Source organism: Candidatus Accumulibacter sp. ACC003 (assembly GCF_907163085.1).
Lineage (GTDB): Bacteria > Pseudomonadota > Gammaproteobacteria > Burkholderiales > Rhodocyclaceae > Accumulibacter.
The window spans coordinates 21,656-38,708 of the sequence record NZ_CAJQTX010000012.1; the positions used below are offsets into that span (position 1 = coordinate 21,656).

Sequence of the window (17,053 nt, forward strand, 5' to 3'; positions counted from 1 at the left end):
CGCTATAATTAGTCTCTACAAACGAATAGTTTAGATTTAACTCTTCTCTTTTGGAGATACATTGATGGAGCTGATCGCCCTGCGTACCTTCGCAGCGGTGGTTGATGAGGGAGGCATTCTGGCCGCTTCGCGCAAGCTGAATACCGTCCAGTCCAACGTCACCAGCCGCATCCGCCGGCTCGAGGAAGAACTCGGCACCGACCTCTTTTTTCGCAGTGGCCGTGGCCTCGCGCTGGCGCCTTCCGGGCGGATTCTCCTCGACTACGCGCGTCGCATGCTGCGCCTTGAACGCGAGAGCAGCGCCGCCGTACGACTGGTCGGCGACAGCGTCGGCGAACTGCACATCGGCGCCATGGAAACCTTCACCGCGCTGCATCTGCCGCTGGCGCTGAAAGCGGTCCGCGCGCGACATCCGGGCCTGGAATTGCGCGTCGAAACGAACAGCAGCACGGCACTGGTCGACAAGGTATTGGCGCACAAGCTTGATTGTGCCGTCGTCGCCGGGCCAGTCGAACACCCCGACCTGCAGTTCGACGAACTGCTGGTCGAGGAACTGGTGCTCGTTTGCGCCGCCGGCGCCAACCCCGTCTTGCAATCCTTGATCCTTTTCCGGGAAGGCTGCGCGTATCGCACGCGCGCCCTCGCCTGGCAACGCGCCAGCGGCCACGCGGTGTCCGACGCCATGGAATTTGGCACGCTCGACGGCATCCTGGGCTGTGTCGCCGTTGGTCTGGGGTGGACGCTGATGCCGCGGCGAGTGATCGAACAGTCGCCGCACGCCGCCGACCTCGCCGTCCAGGCGCTGCCGGACGAGATCAGCCGGGTGCCCACGGGCCTGATCTACCGGCGCGACGCGCCGCCGCTGCCGGCGCTGCGAACGCTCGCCGAGGCCGTCGCCTGCTAGACGGCAGGCGCGGTGCGCGCACCGGCGCACAGCTGGCGAGGCGGCGGGCAGAGCGCGTCCTGGAGATGTCGCACGATGGCCAAAAGCTGCCCCGGTTTGCCGTTGCACGGCCCCCTCGACCGAAGAAATGCGGGTCTATGGCCGATCTGCCGAGAAAGCCTCGGAATAAGCGTCATACCACTTGCGCGGATTGAGTATTTTCCAGCTGCGCTCCTCGTCCTTGAGCTCGATGCCGACGCCGAATATCCCGTAGCTGGCGTACAAGCCACCCAGCATCTTCTCTTTGCTCAGCCGCAGATTGGCCAGCACCAGCAGCTTCTCGCGGTCAAGCCGCGTGTTACTGAGCACGATGGCCTTGTCGCGGAGGCGCACCTCACTGCGACCGCGGACGTCGCGGATCGTCAACAATTTGTTCAGCCACTGCTGCTCTTTGCTCTGCTCGACGAAGAGATGCACGAGCAGGCCGCTGTCACGCAGGCGCAGGCGGATCTCCGCATCCAGGTCGAGTGGCTGCTTCCAGATCATGCGCCCGCGATCGATGTCGATCTGTCCCCACCACGAATCGGCGCGCGCGCTACCGTCTTGCCAGCGAGGCGTTGTCGATCCGCAGCTGCGTTCCCGAGGCGTCGAAGCTCATCTTCTCCAGATTGCCATCGCTGAGACGCGTACTGATACGTAGGTCGCCCTTGATGGTCTGCTCCTTGACGTGCACCTCGACGCCGCGGGCCTGCATTTCGAGCTTGGCACTGCCGCGAACGCCGCTCAGCTTGAAGTTTCCGGTCAGCGTGGCTTTTCCGGAACCGATAGCGACGCCGGCCTTTTTCGGCAGGTAAGCGTTGTAGATGGAAATGTCGGGTATTTCGGCTGCTCCCAGGGTGATCAGCGTTTCCAGGTCACGCAGCCCCTGCGCGGAATCGAAGCGTTTGCCGACCGAGGTGATCTGAAAATCACGACCGCTGACATAAGGCTTCTTGTCGCTCAGCCTGCGCAGCCCGAAGGTTTTCAGGAATCCCTCCACTTTTCCCTCGGGTGCTGCCGCATCGCCCTGGATTGCGGCCTTCAGAACGCCCTTGCCGCTGGCCTCGAAATCGAGAAAGCGGCTGACCAGATGCTCCGACTCGGCGGTCAGATGGCTGCCGGGTGCGAGCTGTCCTTGAGCCAGCCGCAGCTCGGCGTTCATTTGCGCATCGCCAGAAAATGCCAGCCCCTGATCAGCGGGAAGAAAGCTGTTGAGGAACGCGATATTCGCCACCGACCCCTCGAGCTTGACGACGCCGCTGACCGGCGACAAGCGACCTGAGTCGGCCGACTTGCGCGCCAGCGGGGGCGATTTCAGGCGCGCCTCGGTGAGCGTGATGCGGGTCTGCAGTGGCCCGGCCTCGTCGTTTGCTGTCGCCTTTGCAGTCGCCGCCTGCATCTGCAGGCGGCTTCCCGAGAGGTCAAGGAAACCGCTCGCCGGATCCGCCTGTTTGATCACCAGATCGACGCCGAGCTGTCCGACCACCGCCTCGGTGAACAGCGTGCCGGCAATCTTCTCGCCGGCCAGATTGACCGTTCCCGACAGTTTCCGGCCGGCGTAGTTGAGACGCCCACTCGAACGCGCGCTGCCCGAGCTCAGACTGAAAGGCGGTTTGCCCGGGAAGTAACTGTTCAGCAGCGCGACATCGGGCAGCAGCGCGTCGTTCCAGGTCAACACCGCGCTCGGCTCGATGCGCTTGGCAGCAAGATCCAGCGGCGGGCTGGTCGCGGTCAGCTGCAAACTCTTGCCGCGCAGAAAAACCGCGCCGCCTTTCTGCTGGCGCACCTGCATATCGCGCAAGGCCAACTCGACGCGCAACTCCTCAGTCCTGGTGTTGGCGGCCGGCGGTCGAATCGCCGCCGATACGCCGCCCGAGCCGCTGGCCTCGAAGCCGGAAAAGCGGCCCAGCAGCCGCTTCGATTCGACCGTCAGGCTGCTGGGGGCTGCCAGGCGCCCGTCGTGCAGGCGCAGGTCCGCGCGCAGGCGGCCGCCACCGCCGAACTCGATGCCCTGCCGCGCTGGCAGGAAAGCATTCAGGAAATCGATGTTGGCCACCGTTCCCTCGAGCTTGACTTCGCCGCTGAGCGGCGGCCGTCCGGAATGATTCCTGAGCTCATCGAGCGACAAGGCCGATGTCAGTTGCGCCTGCACGATCTTGAGCTCGGTCTGCAAGGCGGCCGCGCCCGCGTCGCCTTTGGCGCCTTGCCGAGACGCCTGCATGCTGATGCGGCTGCCGGACAGATCCAGGCGCCGGTTCGCGAGATCGGCTTCCTTGAGGATCAAGTCAACCGCCAGCGTTCCGCTCACCGATTTATCAAAAATGACGCCGGAGATCTTGTCACCTGCCAGCGCCAGGCTGCCGGAAGCGGCGCGCGCGGCGTAGGCGAAGCGGGCGTTCAAGCGCGCTTCTCCGGCGACCAGCCGGAAAGGCAGTCGGTCGGGTAGATAGGCGTTCAACAGCGCAATATTGGGCATTACGGCTTCCTGCCACTGCATCGAGACGGCCGGTTCGTCGGGCTTTTCGCTCAAGTTCAGCCGCGCGGCGATCACCTCGAGCCGAAAGCCCTGGGCCTGCAGGAAAAGCTCGTCTTGCGGCAGCCGGCGCATCCTTACATCGCGCAGTTCGACCTGTAGCCGTGTTTGCCTCTGGCCCTGCTCGAGCCCGACATCGCCATGCACCCGGCCCGCTCCCTGGACGAGGTGACGCTCGCCGGTGCCGGCCGCCAGGCGCTCGTCGAGAACGAGCGTCAAAGCCGGCGATTCGAAGGAGAGCTCACTGCCATCCAGCAAGCTGCCGTTTTCGATTTGCAGCTTTCCCTGCAGGCGGCCGCGGCCATCGAGTTGCAGCCAGTCGTTGTCGCTGAGATAAGCGTTGACGAAGCTGAACGACGCCAGATCGCCACTCACGTCGATACGGCCCGAAACAAACCGGGCCGCTGCGGCGCCGGGGTTTTCGCCGGGGACAAAGGCATCGATACGGATCTCGGCAGCGCTCTGCAGATCAGCGGCAAGCAGGTCGGAACCGTGTTGGAGTTGACCAGAGCGCACTTGCACGCTGCCACGCGCCAGGGCCAGGGGCCCGTCGAGACGGTGATTGAAATCCTCCAGCCGCAGCTGCGCCTGCCCGCTGAAGCGGTAGCCATTGACGTCGAGCGCCTGGATTCGCCCGATGTCTGCATCGCTGACCGCGATGCTCCAGCCCGACCAATCGCTGGACTCTTCGCTTGCCGGCGGTGTCGGGGTCGGCGGCGGCGCGTCCGCAAGTGCGGCAGCAGTTGGCCGCTCGGCAGCACCGCTAGCGGCGCCAGCTGCCGGCGCAGAGGCAAGCGACAGCCGATCGCGTAACCCTGCCGTCAGGCTGTCCACCTCGACGCCTTGCAGCAGGAAGGTTTTGAAGAACAGACTACCCAGCGCCAGCCGGGCGTCAGCCTCGCCGATCGACAGCCACCACTTCTGCTGCGCAGTCTGAACGCTGGCCTTCAAGCCTGCGACATGTAGATGGCCCGGCACGATGGTCCAGGCGGAAGTCCATTCGACGCTGAAACGATCGGGGTTGCGGCTGAGCTTCTGCGGCACGAAAGCCGCGTTGAGCAGTATGTTCGCCGCTAGCAGATAGAGCATCTCGATAACGGCGAGCAAGGCGACGGCCTTTATGACCCGGCTTCGTAATCCTGGTTTGCTAGCGATCATCGCCTACTTCATCTTCAGCGTGGTGAACTGTTCGAAAGAGATACCTCTACTGAAACAAGCCCCCCGGATGCCGCGATTATCGCCCAGCCGGCTGGCCGCTGCGTAGCTTGCTCTGGTCAGCCGCCGGCCGCTTTGCAGCGCTTTGCCAGCAGCGCTCAGCGCCCCGGCAGGATCACCTCGACGCTCTTGCCGCCGTAGCCGAAGGTCTTGTCGCGGCCCTCGACGATGACCGTGCGTATGCCGCTGGGTATCTGCACACCGTAGAGATCACGGGTGAACGGTTGTTCGCCGGCGTGGTCATGGAACAGCGTGCGTTCGCCGTAGACGCGGCCGCCCTGGCCCAGTACGCGAAAAGCATCGGCATAGCGTTGTGGCGTATCGTAAGGCGAGGAGATCGTGACGTCGAAATCAAAGCGATCGCTTGCTCGCGCCTGTACCTTGGCGGCCAGAACGTCGGGGTACTTCTGTTGCGCGCCAGCGTCGGCACACGCGGAACCCGCGGTCAGGCAAAAAGCCGCCACGGCGACTGCGACAAGCAGGGTGCGGCGACGCACCAGCGCGTGCCAGCCCAGCTCATCAGCATTCATATCGAGTTCTCCAAGGTGGGTCGTACCTGCTTGGCAGCCCGCGCCAGCGCCCGTCTTCTTCGCACGCGGCAAAGACGATGTCGCTGGTGCAGGCTGCTGTTGCACGTCCCACCTCAGCTCTGCAATTCAAGGCGATCGCGAAAGAACTCCAGTGCCTCGGGGTTGGCCAGTGCCTCGACATTCTTGACCGGCCGGCCATGGACGACGTGCCGGACGGCGAGTTCGACGATCTTGCCGCTCTTGGTACGCGGGATGTCGGCCACCTGCAGCACCCGCGCCGGCACGTGCCGGGGTGTCGTGTTCTGGCGCACCTGCTGCTTGATGCGCTCGGCCAGCGCGTCGTCGAGCGACATTCCTTCGCGCAGTTTGACGAACAGGACGACGCGCACGTCGTGCTGCCAGTCCTGGCCGATCACCAGCGACTCGACGACCTCTGGCAATTGCTCGACCTGGCGGTAGATCTCGGCGGTACCGATGCGCACACCACCGGGGTTCAGCACGGCATCGGAACGACCATGGATGATCATCCCTTCGTGGGCGGTCAGTTCAACGAAATCACCGTGACACCAGATATTCGGGAAACGGTCGAAATAGGCGGCGTGGTATTTGGCGCCGTCGGGATCGTTCCAGAAACCGACGGGCATCGCCGGGAACGGCGCGGTGCACACCAGTTCGCCACGCTCGCCGCAAGCGGCCGGAAGCGCTAGCCCCTCGTCGTCATAGACGTCGACGGCCATGCCGAGCCCGCGACATTGCAGTTCGCCGCGGTACACCGGCAGGATCGGGCTGCCGAGCGCGAAGCACGAGAGAATGTCGGTGCCGCCGGAAATCGACGCCAGCTGCAGGTCGGCCTTGATCTCGCGATAGACGTAGTCGAAGCTCTCGGGGGCCAGCGGGCTGCCGGTCGAGAACAGCGCGCGCAGTGGCGCCAGCCGGTGTGTCTGGCGCGGCTGCAGACCGGTCTTGGCGAGCGCGTCGATGAACTTGGCCGAGGTGCCGAAGTGCGTCATTCGCTCGGCGTCGGCGTAGTCGAAGAGGATCGTCCCCGGCTTGCCCGAGGCGCCGGCGAGAAACGGCGAGCCGTCGTAAAGCAGCAGCGTCGCTTGCGAAGCGAGGCCCGAGACCAGCCAGTTCCACATCATCCAGCCGCAGGTGGTGAAGTAGAAAATACGGTCGCCAGGCGCCACGTCGCCGTGCAACTGGTGCTCCTTGAGGTGCTGCAACAGGGCGCCACCGTGGCAGTGAACGATGCACTTCGGGACGCCCGTGGTGCCCGACGAGAACATGATGAACAGCGGCTGAGCGAAGGGCAGCGGCACGAAGTCGATCGCCGCGGCGGTAAACGGTGCGATGAAATCGGCGTAGCGCTGGCCATTGCGGATCGCCGCGGTGGCGGCGGAATCGTCGAGGTAGGAGACGACAATGCAGTGCTCGAGCGTCGGCAGCTGCGCGGCGATTTCGGCGTTCTTGGCCAGGCAGTCGACGCGCTTGCCGTTGTACCAGTAGCCATCTACACACAGCAGAATTTTCGCTTCGATCTGCCCGAAACGGTCGATGACGCCCTGGACGCCGAAATCGGGCGACGCCGACGACCAGATCGCGCCCAGGGCCGTCGTCGCCAGCATGGCGATCAGCGCCTCGGGCATGTTCGGCAGGTAGCCGGCGACCCGATCTCCGCGGCCGACGCCGGCGGCCTGCAAGGCCTGCGCGAAGCGCGACACCTGCGCGTGCAGTTGGCGCCTCGACAGGCGCCGCTGGACCTTGTCTTCGCCCCAGAAAACCAGCGCATCGGCGTCGCCCTGTTCGGCCATGCCGCGCAGCAGGTTCGCCGCATAGTTGAGCCGGGCTTGCGGAAACCAGTGTGCGCCCGGCATCCGCTGGCCGTCTTCGAGTACCGCGTCGCCGCGCTCGCCAATGACGCCGCATTCGTCCCATACCGACGTCCAGAAAGCCTCGGGCTCGGCGACCGACCAGCGCCACAGGCTGTGGTAATCGGTACAAGCGACGTGCCAGCGAGCGTTGACGGTGGTCATGAAGGCACTGAGCCTGGCGGCGGCAATGCGTGCGGCGCTCGGGCGCCAGAGAGCGTGCTGGTTCTGTGTCATCTCCCCTCCTCCTTGCTTCAGTCGGGCAATTTTTTCAGGACAGCTGCGCGCGCCACTCGTCGGGAATCGCCACCGACTTGCCGCTGGCGACGTCCATCCAGACGATCTTCGCGTCGCCGGTGGCGTACAGCGTCTCGTCGCCCTGCAGGCGAATTTCGTAGTGCGTCGGCACGCTGCTGCGTCCCGGCTGGCCGCAGAACATCCTGATCTCGACCAGACCCGGGTAGTTGAGCGGCACCAGGAAGGTGCACGCGGCGTTGATGATCACCGGCGCCGTTCCGCGTGGCAGCACCGTGAAGCCCAGCTTTTCCAGGTACTCGACGCGCACCTGCTCCATGTAGCGGAAGTAGATGGTGTTGTTGACGTGTCCGTAGGCATCCATGTCGCCCCAACGAATCGACATCAGGCTGGTGTGGACTAATTTGCGTTGGCTTGGCATCGGCTTGCTTCCCGTTCTTTGGTGGGGCTTCAATGAGCAGCGCCGCCGTGCGCCCTGCCGAGCGCGGCGGCGGCCGCAGCTGCGGAGAACTGCGGTGCTCAGAACATGTCGTCAGTCAGCGCCAGCACGCCTTCGGCTCCGTCGGTGACGCTGCTCGCCAGTCCGGCCGCCTTCGACAGCACGTGGTCGGCGTAGAAACGCGCGGTAATGACCTTCGCCGGGTAGAAAGGATCGCGGTCACCGGCATCGATCCTGGCCTGCGCGATCAGCGCCGCGCGCGCCATCTGCCAGCCACCGGCGACGGTACCGAGGAGCATCAGGAAGGGCACCGCGCCGGCCGACGCGGACCGAATGTCCGCGCTATAAGTGGCGACCAGCCAGTCGCCGGCTTCGTCCAGCGCGTCGACGCCGGCGTGCAGGCGTTTGCGAATCGCCACGAAGCTGCCAGCCGCCTGCCCGGCGAGTTCGGCGTCGAGCGCGCGCATGCGGCCGATCAGCGCGTTCAGCGTCGCGCCACGCTCGCGGCCAATCTTGCGGCCGATCAGGTCGTTGGCCTGGATGGCCGTGGTGCCTTCGTAGATCGTCGAGATCTGCGCGTCGCGCAGGTGCTGCGCGGCGCCGGTTTCTTCGATGTAGCCCATGCCACCGTGCACCTGCACGCCGATCGAGGCGATGCTGACGCCGCATTCGGTACTCCAGCCCTTGACCACCGGAATCATCAGATCGACGAAAGCCTGATTGCGTTGGCGCTCGTCGGCGTCCGGATGATGCGTCGCCGTATCTTGTGCGGCGGCAACCACGTAAGCCAGCGCCCTGCTCGCCTCGGCGTGCGATTTCATGGTCATCAGCATGCGCCGCACGTCGGGATGCGCGATGATCGCTACCTTCGGGCCACCGCGCACGCCGACATCGCTGCACTGGATGCGATCGCGGGCGTACTCGCGCGCCCGCTGATACGAGCGCTCACAGGCGGCGACGCCTTCGAGACCGACGCCGAAGCGCGCCGCGTTCATCATGATGAACATGTACTCCAGACCGCGGTTCTCCTCGCCGACCAGATAACCGACGGCACCGCTATGGTCGCCGAAAGCCATGATCGCCGTCGGGCTGGCGTGGATGCCGAGTTTGTGCTCGATCGACACGCAGTAGGCGTCGTTGCGCTCACCGAGGCTGCCGTCGTCATTGACCATGAACTTCGGGACGACGAACAGCGAAATTCCCTTGACGCCCTCGGGAGCCGTCGGCGTCCGCGCCAGCACCAGGTGCACGATGTTCTCGGCCATGTCGTGATCGCCGTAGGTGATGAAGATCTTCTGCCCGAAAACCTTGTAGCTACCGTCCGCCTGCGGCTCGGCGCGGCTGCGCACGGCGGCGAGGTCGGAGCCGGCGTTCGGCTCGGTGAGGTTCATCGTCCCGGTCCAGACGCCGGTGACCATCTTCTCCAGATAGTCGGCCTTGAGCTTCTCGGAACCCGTCAGCACGAGTGCTTCGATGGCGCCGTTGGTCAGCAGCGGGCACAGCGAAAACGAATGGTTGGCCGCTTTCCACATCTCGGCAACCGGCGCCGCGACAAGTTTGGGCAGTCCCTGGCCACCCCACTCGGTTTCGCAGGCCAGCGCCGTCCAGCCGCTGTCGGCGAACAGCTTGTACGCTTCCTTGAAGCCGGCCGGCATGGTCACCGCCTTGTCGTGCCATTTTGCACCTTCGAGGTCACCCGTAATGTTGAGTGGCGACAGCACTTCCTCGGCGAAGCGCGCGGCTTCCTCGAGAACGGCATCGACCAGATCGGGAGTCGCTTCCTCGCAACCCGGCAACTGCGCCACCTGTTCAAGTCCGGCGAGTTCCTTGACGACAAATTGCATATCGCGGATGGGGGCAAAGTATTCGCTCATGTCATTCTCCTTTGGTGTGAATGGCGCCGATCTTCCCTCTGCCCGGTGCGGGCGAGGGGTCGGACGTTGAGACGGGGAATTCAGGGGGCCTGCTTCCCGCCCGTCGATCGATCCCGGCGAGCAAGCCGGGATGCGCTCGGCAAGTAAAGCTAACGGTCAGCACGGTCGCCGCAGTGCTTTCTGCACGCTGGCCGCGCCTTTCCCCTGCTGGTTTGCCGCCGGCCGACGACGCAGGAGTCCGGTGAATCATTTTTTTCCGAGGAACTGCGCGTCGTCGAAATCGGCCAGCAGCTCCGGTCGATAAACGGCAAACAGCGTGGCCACCATGCCCGACAGCCAGGCCTCGGAAAAACCGAGCAGCAAGAAATAGGGCAGATATTCGCTCGTCAGGTAGTCGCCATCGTAGACCCCGGCCAGTGCCAACAGCGCGCACGCCGCCGTGCCGACGGCGATTACGGCCAGCGCCGAGGCGAAAAAGCCCTTGCCGAAGACGTAAATGAAGATGTGCCGCGGCAAGAGCCGGTCTACCAGGCGATGCAGCACCTCACTCACCGCGACACCGACTCCGGCCATCAACAGGGCGTTGAGCGCAAAGGTCTGCCAGCCGGCAAAACCATTGAGGCCGACGCCGAGCAAGACCAGGCAGAGGCCGATGAAGGCCAGCGCCCATCCGAAACACAGCGTGAAAACGCCGGCCCCAAGCAGGTGCAGCGAGAGGCCCGGTTTGACCCCCGCCTGCAAGTGCCAGAGCAGCAGCAGCGCGACGATCGTCGCCAGGAAGGCGTGCAGGCGGGTGCTGTCAGCCAGCACGCGCCACGGCGCCCGCCACGCGGCAAAAAGCGCGAGCCCCACGAACAGCACCCATGACAGAACGATCCAGTGACCGTCGAGCAGGCCGTCCGGCAGGTTCATGCCGCCCGCGGCTCGCTGCCGTTAGCCGAGCGCCGCCTGCAAAGCCGGCAGCACCTCGAAAAGATCGCCGACCAAGCCATAATCAGCGACCTGGAAGATCGGCGCCTCGCCGTCCTTGTTGATGGCCACGATCACCTTGCTGTCCTTCATTCCGGCCAGATGCTGGATCGCTCCCGAGATGCCGACAGCAATGTACAACTGTGGCGCAACGATCTTGCCGGTCTGGCCGACCTGATAGTCGTTGGGAGCGTAGCCGGCATCGACTGCCGCGCGCGAAGCACCCACCGCGGCGCCCAGCTTGTCGGCCAGCGGCTCGAGCAGTTTGTGGAAATTGTCGCCGTTGCCCATGCCGCGACCACCCGAAACAATGATCTTGGCGGCGGTCAGTTCGGGCCGTTCCGACTTGGTCAACTCGCGACCGGTCAGCTTGCTTTGAGCGAGATCGGCAGCCGCCGCCAGGTTCTCCACGGTCGCGCTGCCACCCTCGCCGGCCGCTTCGAAAGCCGTCGTACGGACGGTGATCACCTTGATGGCATCGCTCGACTGAACGGTGGCCAGGACGTTGCCCGCGTAGATCGGGCGAACGAAGGTGTCGGCGGCTTCGACGGCGACGATCTCGGAGATCTGCGCGACGTCGAGCAAAGCGGCAACACGCGGCATGAAGTTCTTGCCGCAGGTCGTTGCCGCGGCAACGATGTGCCCATAGGCCGCGGCGTTGGCGACGACCAATGCGGCGAGGTTTTCGGGCGACTGGTCGGCGTAGTGGGCCGCGTCGGTGAGCAGCACCTTAGTCACGCCGGCCACCTTCGCCGCCGCTTCGGCGGCGGCGGCGCAAGCACTGCCGGCGACCAGCAGGTGAACGTCAGCACCGATTTTGGTCGCCGCGGTGACGGCATTGAGCGTCGCCACCTTGAGCGAGGTATTGTCGTGTTCAGCAATAACGAGTATGGCCATGATCAGATCACCTTCGCTTCAGTTTTGAGTTTCATCACCAGATCGGCGGCATCGGCCACCTTGATACCCGCGCTCCGCTTCGGCGGCTCGGCGACTTTCAGCGTCTTGAGGCGCGGCGCCACGTCGACTCCCAGCGCATCGGCGGTGATCGTTTCCAGCGGCTTGCGCTTGGCCTTCATGATGTTCGGCAGCGTTGCGTAGCGCGGCTCGTTCAAACGCAAGTCGACGGTCAACACCGCCGGCAGTGCGATTTCGATGGTTTCCAGACCGCCGTCGATCTCGCGGGTCACCGATGCCTGCTCGCCGGCGACGACAATCTTCGAGGCAAAGGTCGCCTGCGGCCAGTTCAGCAGACCGGCCAGCATTTGTCCGGTCTGGTTGGCGTCGTCGTCGATCGCCTGCTTGCCGCAGAGGACCAGCTGCGGCTGCTCCTTGTCACACACCGCTTTGAGCAGCTTGGCGACGGCCAGCGGCTGCAATTCGACGTCGGTCTGGATCAGGATACCGCGGTCGGCGCCGATGGCCATCGCCGTGCGCAGCGTTTCCTGGCAGTTGCTTACCCCTGCCGAAACAGCGATTACTTCCGTGGCGATTCCGGCTTCCTTGAGGCGGACCGCCTCTTCAATGGCGATCTCGTCGAAGGGGTTCATCGACATCTTGACATTGGCCAGATCGACGCCGCTGGCGTCGGCCTTGACGCGCACTTTGACGTTGTAATCCACCACCCGTTTCACGGGAACGAGAATCTTCAAATCCTTCTCCTTTATTTGTAGTAGTAATCGACATCAATGGCAGCCAGGGCAGCAGCCAGCACAGCACCAGGCGATGACCGAACAAGCCGCCATACTGTGTCGTATGGATGGCGTACGGTACCGTATGGAAATGGCGCTGTCAACACCGCCTGCCCGGCCAGAGGAACGCTATTCGCTAATATTGCCTCAGCGGCGTGATTCAGGAAAGCACCGTGATCGACGCTGAGCGCTGCGTTTCGATAGTCACCGCCGCATTTGACATCAGCGAACGCTGACCCGACAATTGGCCATACTCTATCGTATGGATGGTGCAGGGTGCCGGACGCGTCGAGGCCTATCGACCCTAACAGCCATGGCCGTGTCAGACAAGGCTGTCGCGCTTGTCGCAGGCAGCTAACCGAGGAAGGAAGCAGACCAGGATGAAAGCCGACAAAGCCAGCGCTCGCGCAACGCTCGACCGCGACGAATGGATCGAAGCCGCAATCGACTTGCTCGCCGAAGAGGGCGTGCAGGGAATGCGCGTCGAAGTCCTGGCCAAGAATTTTGGCGTCACCAAGGGCAGCTTCTACTGGCATTTCAAGGATCGCCAGGACCTGGTGGTCGGCGTCCTCGAAAGCTGGCGCGACGGCCGCCTCCGCGACATCGACAAGCAAACCGTCGCCACGCCCGGCAGCGAGCGCGAGCAGTTGCTGCACTTGATCGATGTCTATGGCGCGACGCGCAACCGCAAGGGAATCTCGATCGAGCTGGCGGTCCGCGAATGGGCCAGGCGTGACGCGCATGCCGCGGCAATCGTCGAGGAGGTTGATACCTGGCGCCTCGAATGCACTCGCAAGCTCTTTGTTCGGCATGGCGTCGCGGAGGAGGAGGCCAAGAGCCGCAGCCTGCTGCTCTACGCCTATGTCTTCGGTCAGAGCCTGATGGTCTGCGAGCCTTACGATCCGGCAGTCGGCGAGCGCAAGCGCTGGATTGCCGACCTGATCGTCACCTAGCCGCGCGCAGCCAGGCTCGTACGCGCACCGCGAAGCCGGCCAGGACGAGCAAACTTCTTGCTGATTCGCGGACCGACGCCTTGTGCACTGAGGGATTCCCCGATGAAACCGACCGCCAGCCAACAGTTCATCCTCGCTCTCGACCAGGGGACCACCAGCTGCCGCGCCATCGTCTTCGCGCGTGACGGGAGCTCTGTGGCGACCGCCCAACAGGAGTTCCCCCAGTACTATCCACAAGCGGGCTGGGTCGAACACGACGCCGGCGAGATCTGGCAAACGCAGCTGGCCGTTGCGCGCTCGGTACTGCGCGACAACGGCATCGGCGCGCGGCAGATTGCCGCGGTCGGCGTCACCAACCAACGCGAAACGACGCTCCTGTGGGATCGCGCCAGCGGCCAGGCGCTGCACCGGGCAATCGTCTGGCAGGACCGGCGCACCGCCGGGACCTGTGATGCGCTGGCGCGCGCTGGCCACGGCGAACTGTTTCGCCAGCGTACCGGCCTGGTCCTCGACGCCTACTTCGCCGGCACCAAGCTCAAATGGCTGCTCGATCACATCCCCGGCGCCCGGGCGCGTGCCGAGCGCGGCGAACTGGCCTTCGGGACGGTCGACAGTTGGCTCGCCTGGCAGCTTTCCGGCGGTCGCGTACACGTCACCGACGCGTCGAACGCCTCGCGCACCCTGCTCTTTGACATCCGGCGGCAGTGCTGGGACGAGGAGCTGCTGGCCTTGCTCGACATCCCGCCAGCGCTGCTCCCGAAGGTTGTCGACAGCAGCGGCGTGATCACCACGCTCGACAGCGAACTGCTTGGCGCCGCGATCCCGCTCGCCGGAATCGCCGGTGACCAGCAGGCGGCGACCTACGGCCAGGCCTGCCTGAGCCAGGGAATGGCCAAGAATACCTACGGCACCGGCTGTTTTCTGCTGCTGAACACCGGCCAGCAGGCGATGGACTCCAGCCATCGGATGCTGGCGACGATCGGCTGGCAGCGACACGGCCAGACCACTTACCTGCTCGAAGGCAGCATCTTCATGGGCGGCGCGACAGTACAGTGGTTGCGCGACGGCCTCGGGCTGATTTCGCGCTCGGACGAAATCGAAGCGCTGGCCGCTTCGGTGGCCGATAGTGATGGCGTGTACCTGGTGCCGGCGCACACCGGCCTCGGCGCACCGTATTGGGATCCCTACGCGCGCGGCGCGCTGCTCGGCATGACCCGAGGAACGAACCGAGCACACGTCGCGCGCGCCGCGCTCGAAGCCATTGCCTTCCAGAGCGCCGACGTCTTGAGCGCGATGGAGAAGGATTCCGGCGAGCGCCTGCGCGAGCTGCGCGTCGACGGCGGCGCCGCAGCCAACAATCTGCTGCTGCAGTTTCAGGCCGACCTGCTCGGTGTGCCGGTGATACGCCCGCAGATCACCGAGACCACCGCCCTCGGTGCCGCCTACCTCGCCGGACTGGCGGTCGGCTTCTGGCACGACGAGGTCGAACTGGCGTCGATGTGGCGTGCCGAACGGTGCTTTGAGCCACGCATCGGCAACGAGCAGCGCACGGAACTGCTCAGCGGCTGGCGCCGTGCCGTTGACCGTTGTCGCCACTGGCTGCCAGCGCAGTGATAGCGCCGCAACCGAAAACATCCCCCAACCACCACACTGCTTCGGAAAGAAGATGGAACGAATCGAACAAATCGAACAACAGGACAGCAAGGCCTCCGAACCGTCACGTGCCACGATCGACGCTCTCGACGAAGCCGCGGTAATCGAATTTGGCGCCTCCTGGTGCGGCTATTGCATAGCGGCCAGACCATTGATTGCGCAGGCGCTGGCCAGTCATCCGCAACTCCGCCACATCCGCGTAGAGGACGGCCCGGGCCGCAGCCTGGGACGATCGTTCGGCGTCAAGCTCTGGCCGACGCTGGTTTTTCTGCGCCAAGGTCAAGGCGACAAGGAAGTCGCGCGCTTGATCAGGCCGGCTGACGCCGGCATGATCGAACGCGCCATGGCACAGATCGACGTCGCCGGGTAACGCTGCGGCGACTTACTTGCCGGCCGCTTCGCGTTTGCTGCGCGAGGTTGGCATCAACATCGCTTCGCCGTCGATGACCACCTTGTCGCCGACCGTGCACACGGTATCGAGTACAACCCGGCCCTTGTCGGCGAGGACTTCCTTGACTGTCACCTTGGCATGCACCGTGTCGCCGGGGCGCACCGGCGCGCGAAAACGCAGGGACTGGCTCGTGTAGATCACGCCGGGCCCGGGCAAACGGTTGCCCAGCACCGCCGAGATCAGGCTCGCCGACAACATGCCGTGCGCGATGCGACCGCCGAACATCGTCGTGCGCGCGAAATCTTCGTCCATATGAACCGCATTGACGTCGGTGGACACGCCAGCAAACATGACGAGGTCGGCATCAGTAATGGTCTTGGCGATTTCTGCGCTCATACCGACAGACAAGTCTTCAATATCGTAACCGTTCTGAGGATTCATGGTAAGCCTTTCAGGGTGATTATCAGCACGGCCATCGCCGTGCCCAGGGAAAATGGTGCGGGCAATTGCCTGCGCCAGAAAGTTTCTGTTCCAGACACGTCGAATCGGGAACGCCTCGTGGACGAGAATATGGACTGCAAGACCACGAGTATCCTTGATCGGTGAAGCCGGGTCAAACGGCAGTTTTCATCGCCGTGGTCATCGATAACAGGTATTCCGGTACCCATCACAGCAGAAAACTTCTCCGTTGAGTGGTCAATTCAGCGTCTATCAGCGTCGCTCAGTCGGTAGTAATCACCACTTTACCGGTAGATTTTCGGCTCACCACCTGATCGAGCGCCTCGACTGCACTCTGCAGTGGATACGTCGCCGACACATGCGGTTTGATCACCCCGTCGAGATACCAGTCAATCAGCGTCTGGATACTGTCGGTCATCACCTGCGGATTAAATTCTGCGTAAGCCGGCCAGTTGATGCCAATGAGGTCCACGTTCTTGACCAGCAAATGATTGGCGGGAACCGGCGGCACGCTGCCGCTGGCAAAGCCAATGATCAGGATCCGCCCTTCGAAGGCGATGCTGCGCAGCGAAGCGGTAAATAGCTCGCCGCCAACCGGATCGTAGACCACGTCGGCGCCTCGACCGGCGGTCAGTTCCTTGATCCGCTGGCGGACGTCCTCGCGCCTGGCATCAATCAGATAATCGGCGCCGTGCGCAGCGGCCACCGCCAGTTTTTCCGGGCTGCCGGCCGTGGCAATGACCGTCGCCCCCAGCTGCTTGCCAATCGCCACGGCAGTCAATCCGACTCCGCCCGAGGCGCCATGCACCACCAGCGTCTCGCCGGCACGCAAGCGTGCTCGATGGCACAGGGCAATGTGTGACGTGCCAAACACCACCGGCAACGCCGCCGCATGCTCCCACGACATTTCGGCGGGTATCCGCAGGCAGCGCTTGCCATCGGCAACGACCTGCTCGGCATAACCACCGCACGGCGTCATGGCCAACACCCGATCACCGCGGACGATCCCTTCTACACCGTTTCCCAATTCCAGCACCTCTCCGGAAACTTCAAAGCCCGGAGTAAAGGGAAGTGGTGGTTGCTTTTGATAGTGGCCGCGGGTAATCAGGCTATCCGCGAAATTCACTCCGCAAGCCCGCACCCGGATGCGCACCTGGCCCGGACCGGGACAGGGTTCCGCAAGCTCCTCGAGCCGCAGGGCAGCGGGACCGGTCAGCTCATGGCAGACGATGGCTCGCATGCTGGGAAGTCCTCCATCGTTTCAGAGGCCCTCCCCGCCGCGAAGGACGGGAAGGGCTTTTGCA

The 17,053-nt window shown here is 64.2% G+C and carries 15 protein-coding genes; 4 read left to right on the forward strand and 11 right to left on the reverse strand.

Annotation, left to right across the window (positions count from 1 at the left end; all coding sequences use genetic code 11):
* The first annotated feature begins 64 nt into the window (after positions 1 to 64).
* Positions 65 to 904, forward strand: coding sequence for a LysR substrate-binding domain-containing protein (locus QZ656_RS23635; protein WP_291995691.1), 840 nt, complete (start codon positions 65 to 67; stop codon positions 902 to 904).
* 135 nt (positions 905 to 1,039) lie between these two features.
* On the opposite strand, the gene QZ656_RS23640 is transcribed toward QZ656_RS23635, so the two are convergent.
* The 9 genes from QZ656_RS23640 to QZ656_RS23680 all read right to left on the reverse strand — a co-directional run bounded on the left by QZ656_RS23640 (position 1,040) and on the right by QZ656_RS23680 (position 12,254).
* Positions 1,040 to 1,429, reverse strand: a complete 390-nt coding sequence (locus QZ656_RS23640) for a hypothetical protein (RefSeq protein ID WP_291995692.1) — start codon at positions 1,427 to 1,429, stop codon at positions 1,040 to 1,042.
* 49 nt (positions 1,430 to 1,478) lie between these two features.
* Positions 1,479 to 4,613 (reverse strand): hypothetical protein, encoded by a 3,135-nt coding sequence (locus QZ656_RS23645; RefSeq protein ID WP_291995693.1) that lies wholly within the window; start codon positions 4,611 to 4,613, stop codon positions 1,479 to 1,481.
* A gap of 155 nt (positions 4,614 to 4,768) precedes the next feature.
* Complete coding sequence (locus QZ656_RS23650; RefSeq protein WP_291995694.1) at positions 4,769 to 5,200, reverse strand: hypothetical protein; 432 nt, start codon at positions 5,198 to 5,200, stop codon at positions 4,769 to 4,771.
* Between the two features lie 113 nt (positions 5,201 to 5,313).
* The gene (locus tag QZ656_RS23655) at positions 5,314 to 7,305 is read right to left on the reverse strand and encodes an acetoacetate--CoA ligase (RefSeq protein WP_291995695.1); all 1,992 of its coding nucleotides are present in this window, start codon (positions 7,303 to 7,305) and stop codon (positions 5,314 to 5,316) included.
* A gap of 34 nt (positions 7,306 to 7,339) precedes the next feature.
* A complete protein-coding gene (locus QZ656_RS23660) occupies positions 7,340 to 7,744 on the reverse strand; it encodes a thioesterase family protein (RefSeq protein ID WP_291995696.1) in 405 nt (134 codons plus the stop codon).
* 98 nt (positions 7,745 to 7,842) lie between these two features.
* Positions 7,843 to 9,636, reverse strand: a complete 1,794-nt coding sequence (locus QZ656_RS23665; protein ID WP_291995697.1) for an acyl-CoA dehydrogenase C-terminal domain-containing protein — start codon at positions 9,634 to 9,636, stop codon at positions 7,843 to 7,845.
* Between the two features lie 246 nt (positions 9,637 to 9,882).
* Positions 9,883 to 10,548 carry an energy-coupling factor ABC transporter permease gene (locus tag QZ656_RS23670; RefSeq protein ID WP_291995698.1) on the reverse strand — a complete coding sequence of 222 codons (666 nt, stop codon included), beginning with the start codon at positions 10,546 to 10,548 and terminating at the stop codon, positions 9,883 to 9,885.
* 21 nt (positions 10,549 to 10,569) lie between these two features.
* Positions 10,570 to 11,502, reverse strand: a complete 933-nt coding sequence (locus QZ656_RS23675) for an electron transfer flavoprotein subunit alpha/FixB family protein (RefSeq protein WP_291995699.1) — start codon at positions 11,500 to 11,502, stop codon at positions 10,570 to 10,572.
* Between the two features lie 2 nt (positions 11,503 to 11,504).
* Positions 11,505 to 12,254 carry an electron transfer flavoprotein subunit beta/FixA family protein gene (locus QZ656_RS23680; RefSeq protein ID WP_291995700.1) on the reverse strand — a complete coding sequence of 250 codons (750 nt, stop codon included), beginning with the start codon at positions 12,252 to 12,254 and terminating at the stop codon, positions 11,505 to 11,507.
* Positions 12,255 to 12,673: 419 nt separating this feature from the next.
* Between QZ656_RS23680 and QZ656_RS23685 the strand changes: the two genes are divergently transcribed.
* From QZ656_RS23685 to QZ656_RS23695, 3 genes are all read left to right on the forward strand, one after another.
* On the forward strand, positions 12,674 to 13,246 hold the full coding sequence (locus QZ656_RS23685) for a TetR/AcrR family transcriptional regulator (RefSeq protein WP_291995701.1): 573 nt from the start codon (positions 12,674 to 12,676) through the stop codon (positions 13,244 to 13,246).
* Positions 13,247 to 13,348: 102 nt separating this feature from the next.
* Positions 13,349 to 14,860, forward strand: a complete 1,512-nt coding sequence (gene glpK, locus QZ656_RS23690) for a glycerol kinase GlpK (protein WP_291995702.1) — start codon at positions 13,349 to 13,351, stop codon at positions 14,858 to 14,860.
* A 52-nt stretch (positions 14,861 to 14,912) separates the two neighbouring features.
* Positions 14,913 to 15,269: a thioredoxin family protein gene (locus QZ656_RS23695; RefSeq protein WP_291995703.1), complete on the forward strand. Its 357-nt coding sequence runs from the start codon at positions 14,913 to 14,915 to the stop codon at positions 15,267 to 15,269.
* Between the two features lie 12 nt (positions 15,270 to 15,281).
* On the opposite strand, the gene QZ656_RS23700 is transcribed toward QZ656_RS23695, so the two are convergent.
* A complete protein-coding gene (locus tag QZ656_RS23700; protein WP_291995704.1) occupies positions 15,282 to 15,731 on the reverse strand; it encodes a MaoC family dehydratase in 450 nt (149 codons plus the stop codon).
* 280 nt (positions 15,732 to 16,011) lie between these two features.
* A complete protein-coding gene (locus tag QZ656_RS23705; protein ID WP_291995705.1) occupies positions 16,012 to 16,989 on the reverse strand; it encodes an NADPH:quinone oxidoreductase family protein in 978 nt (325 codons plus the stop codon).
* Between the last annotated feature and the right edge of the window lie 64 nt (positions 16,990 to 17,053).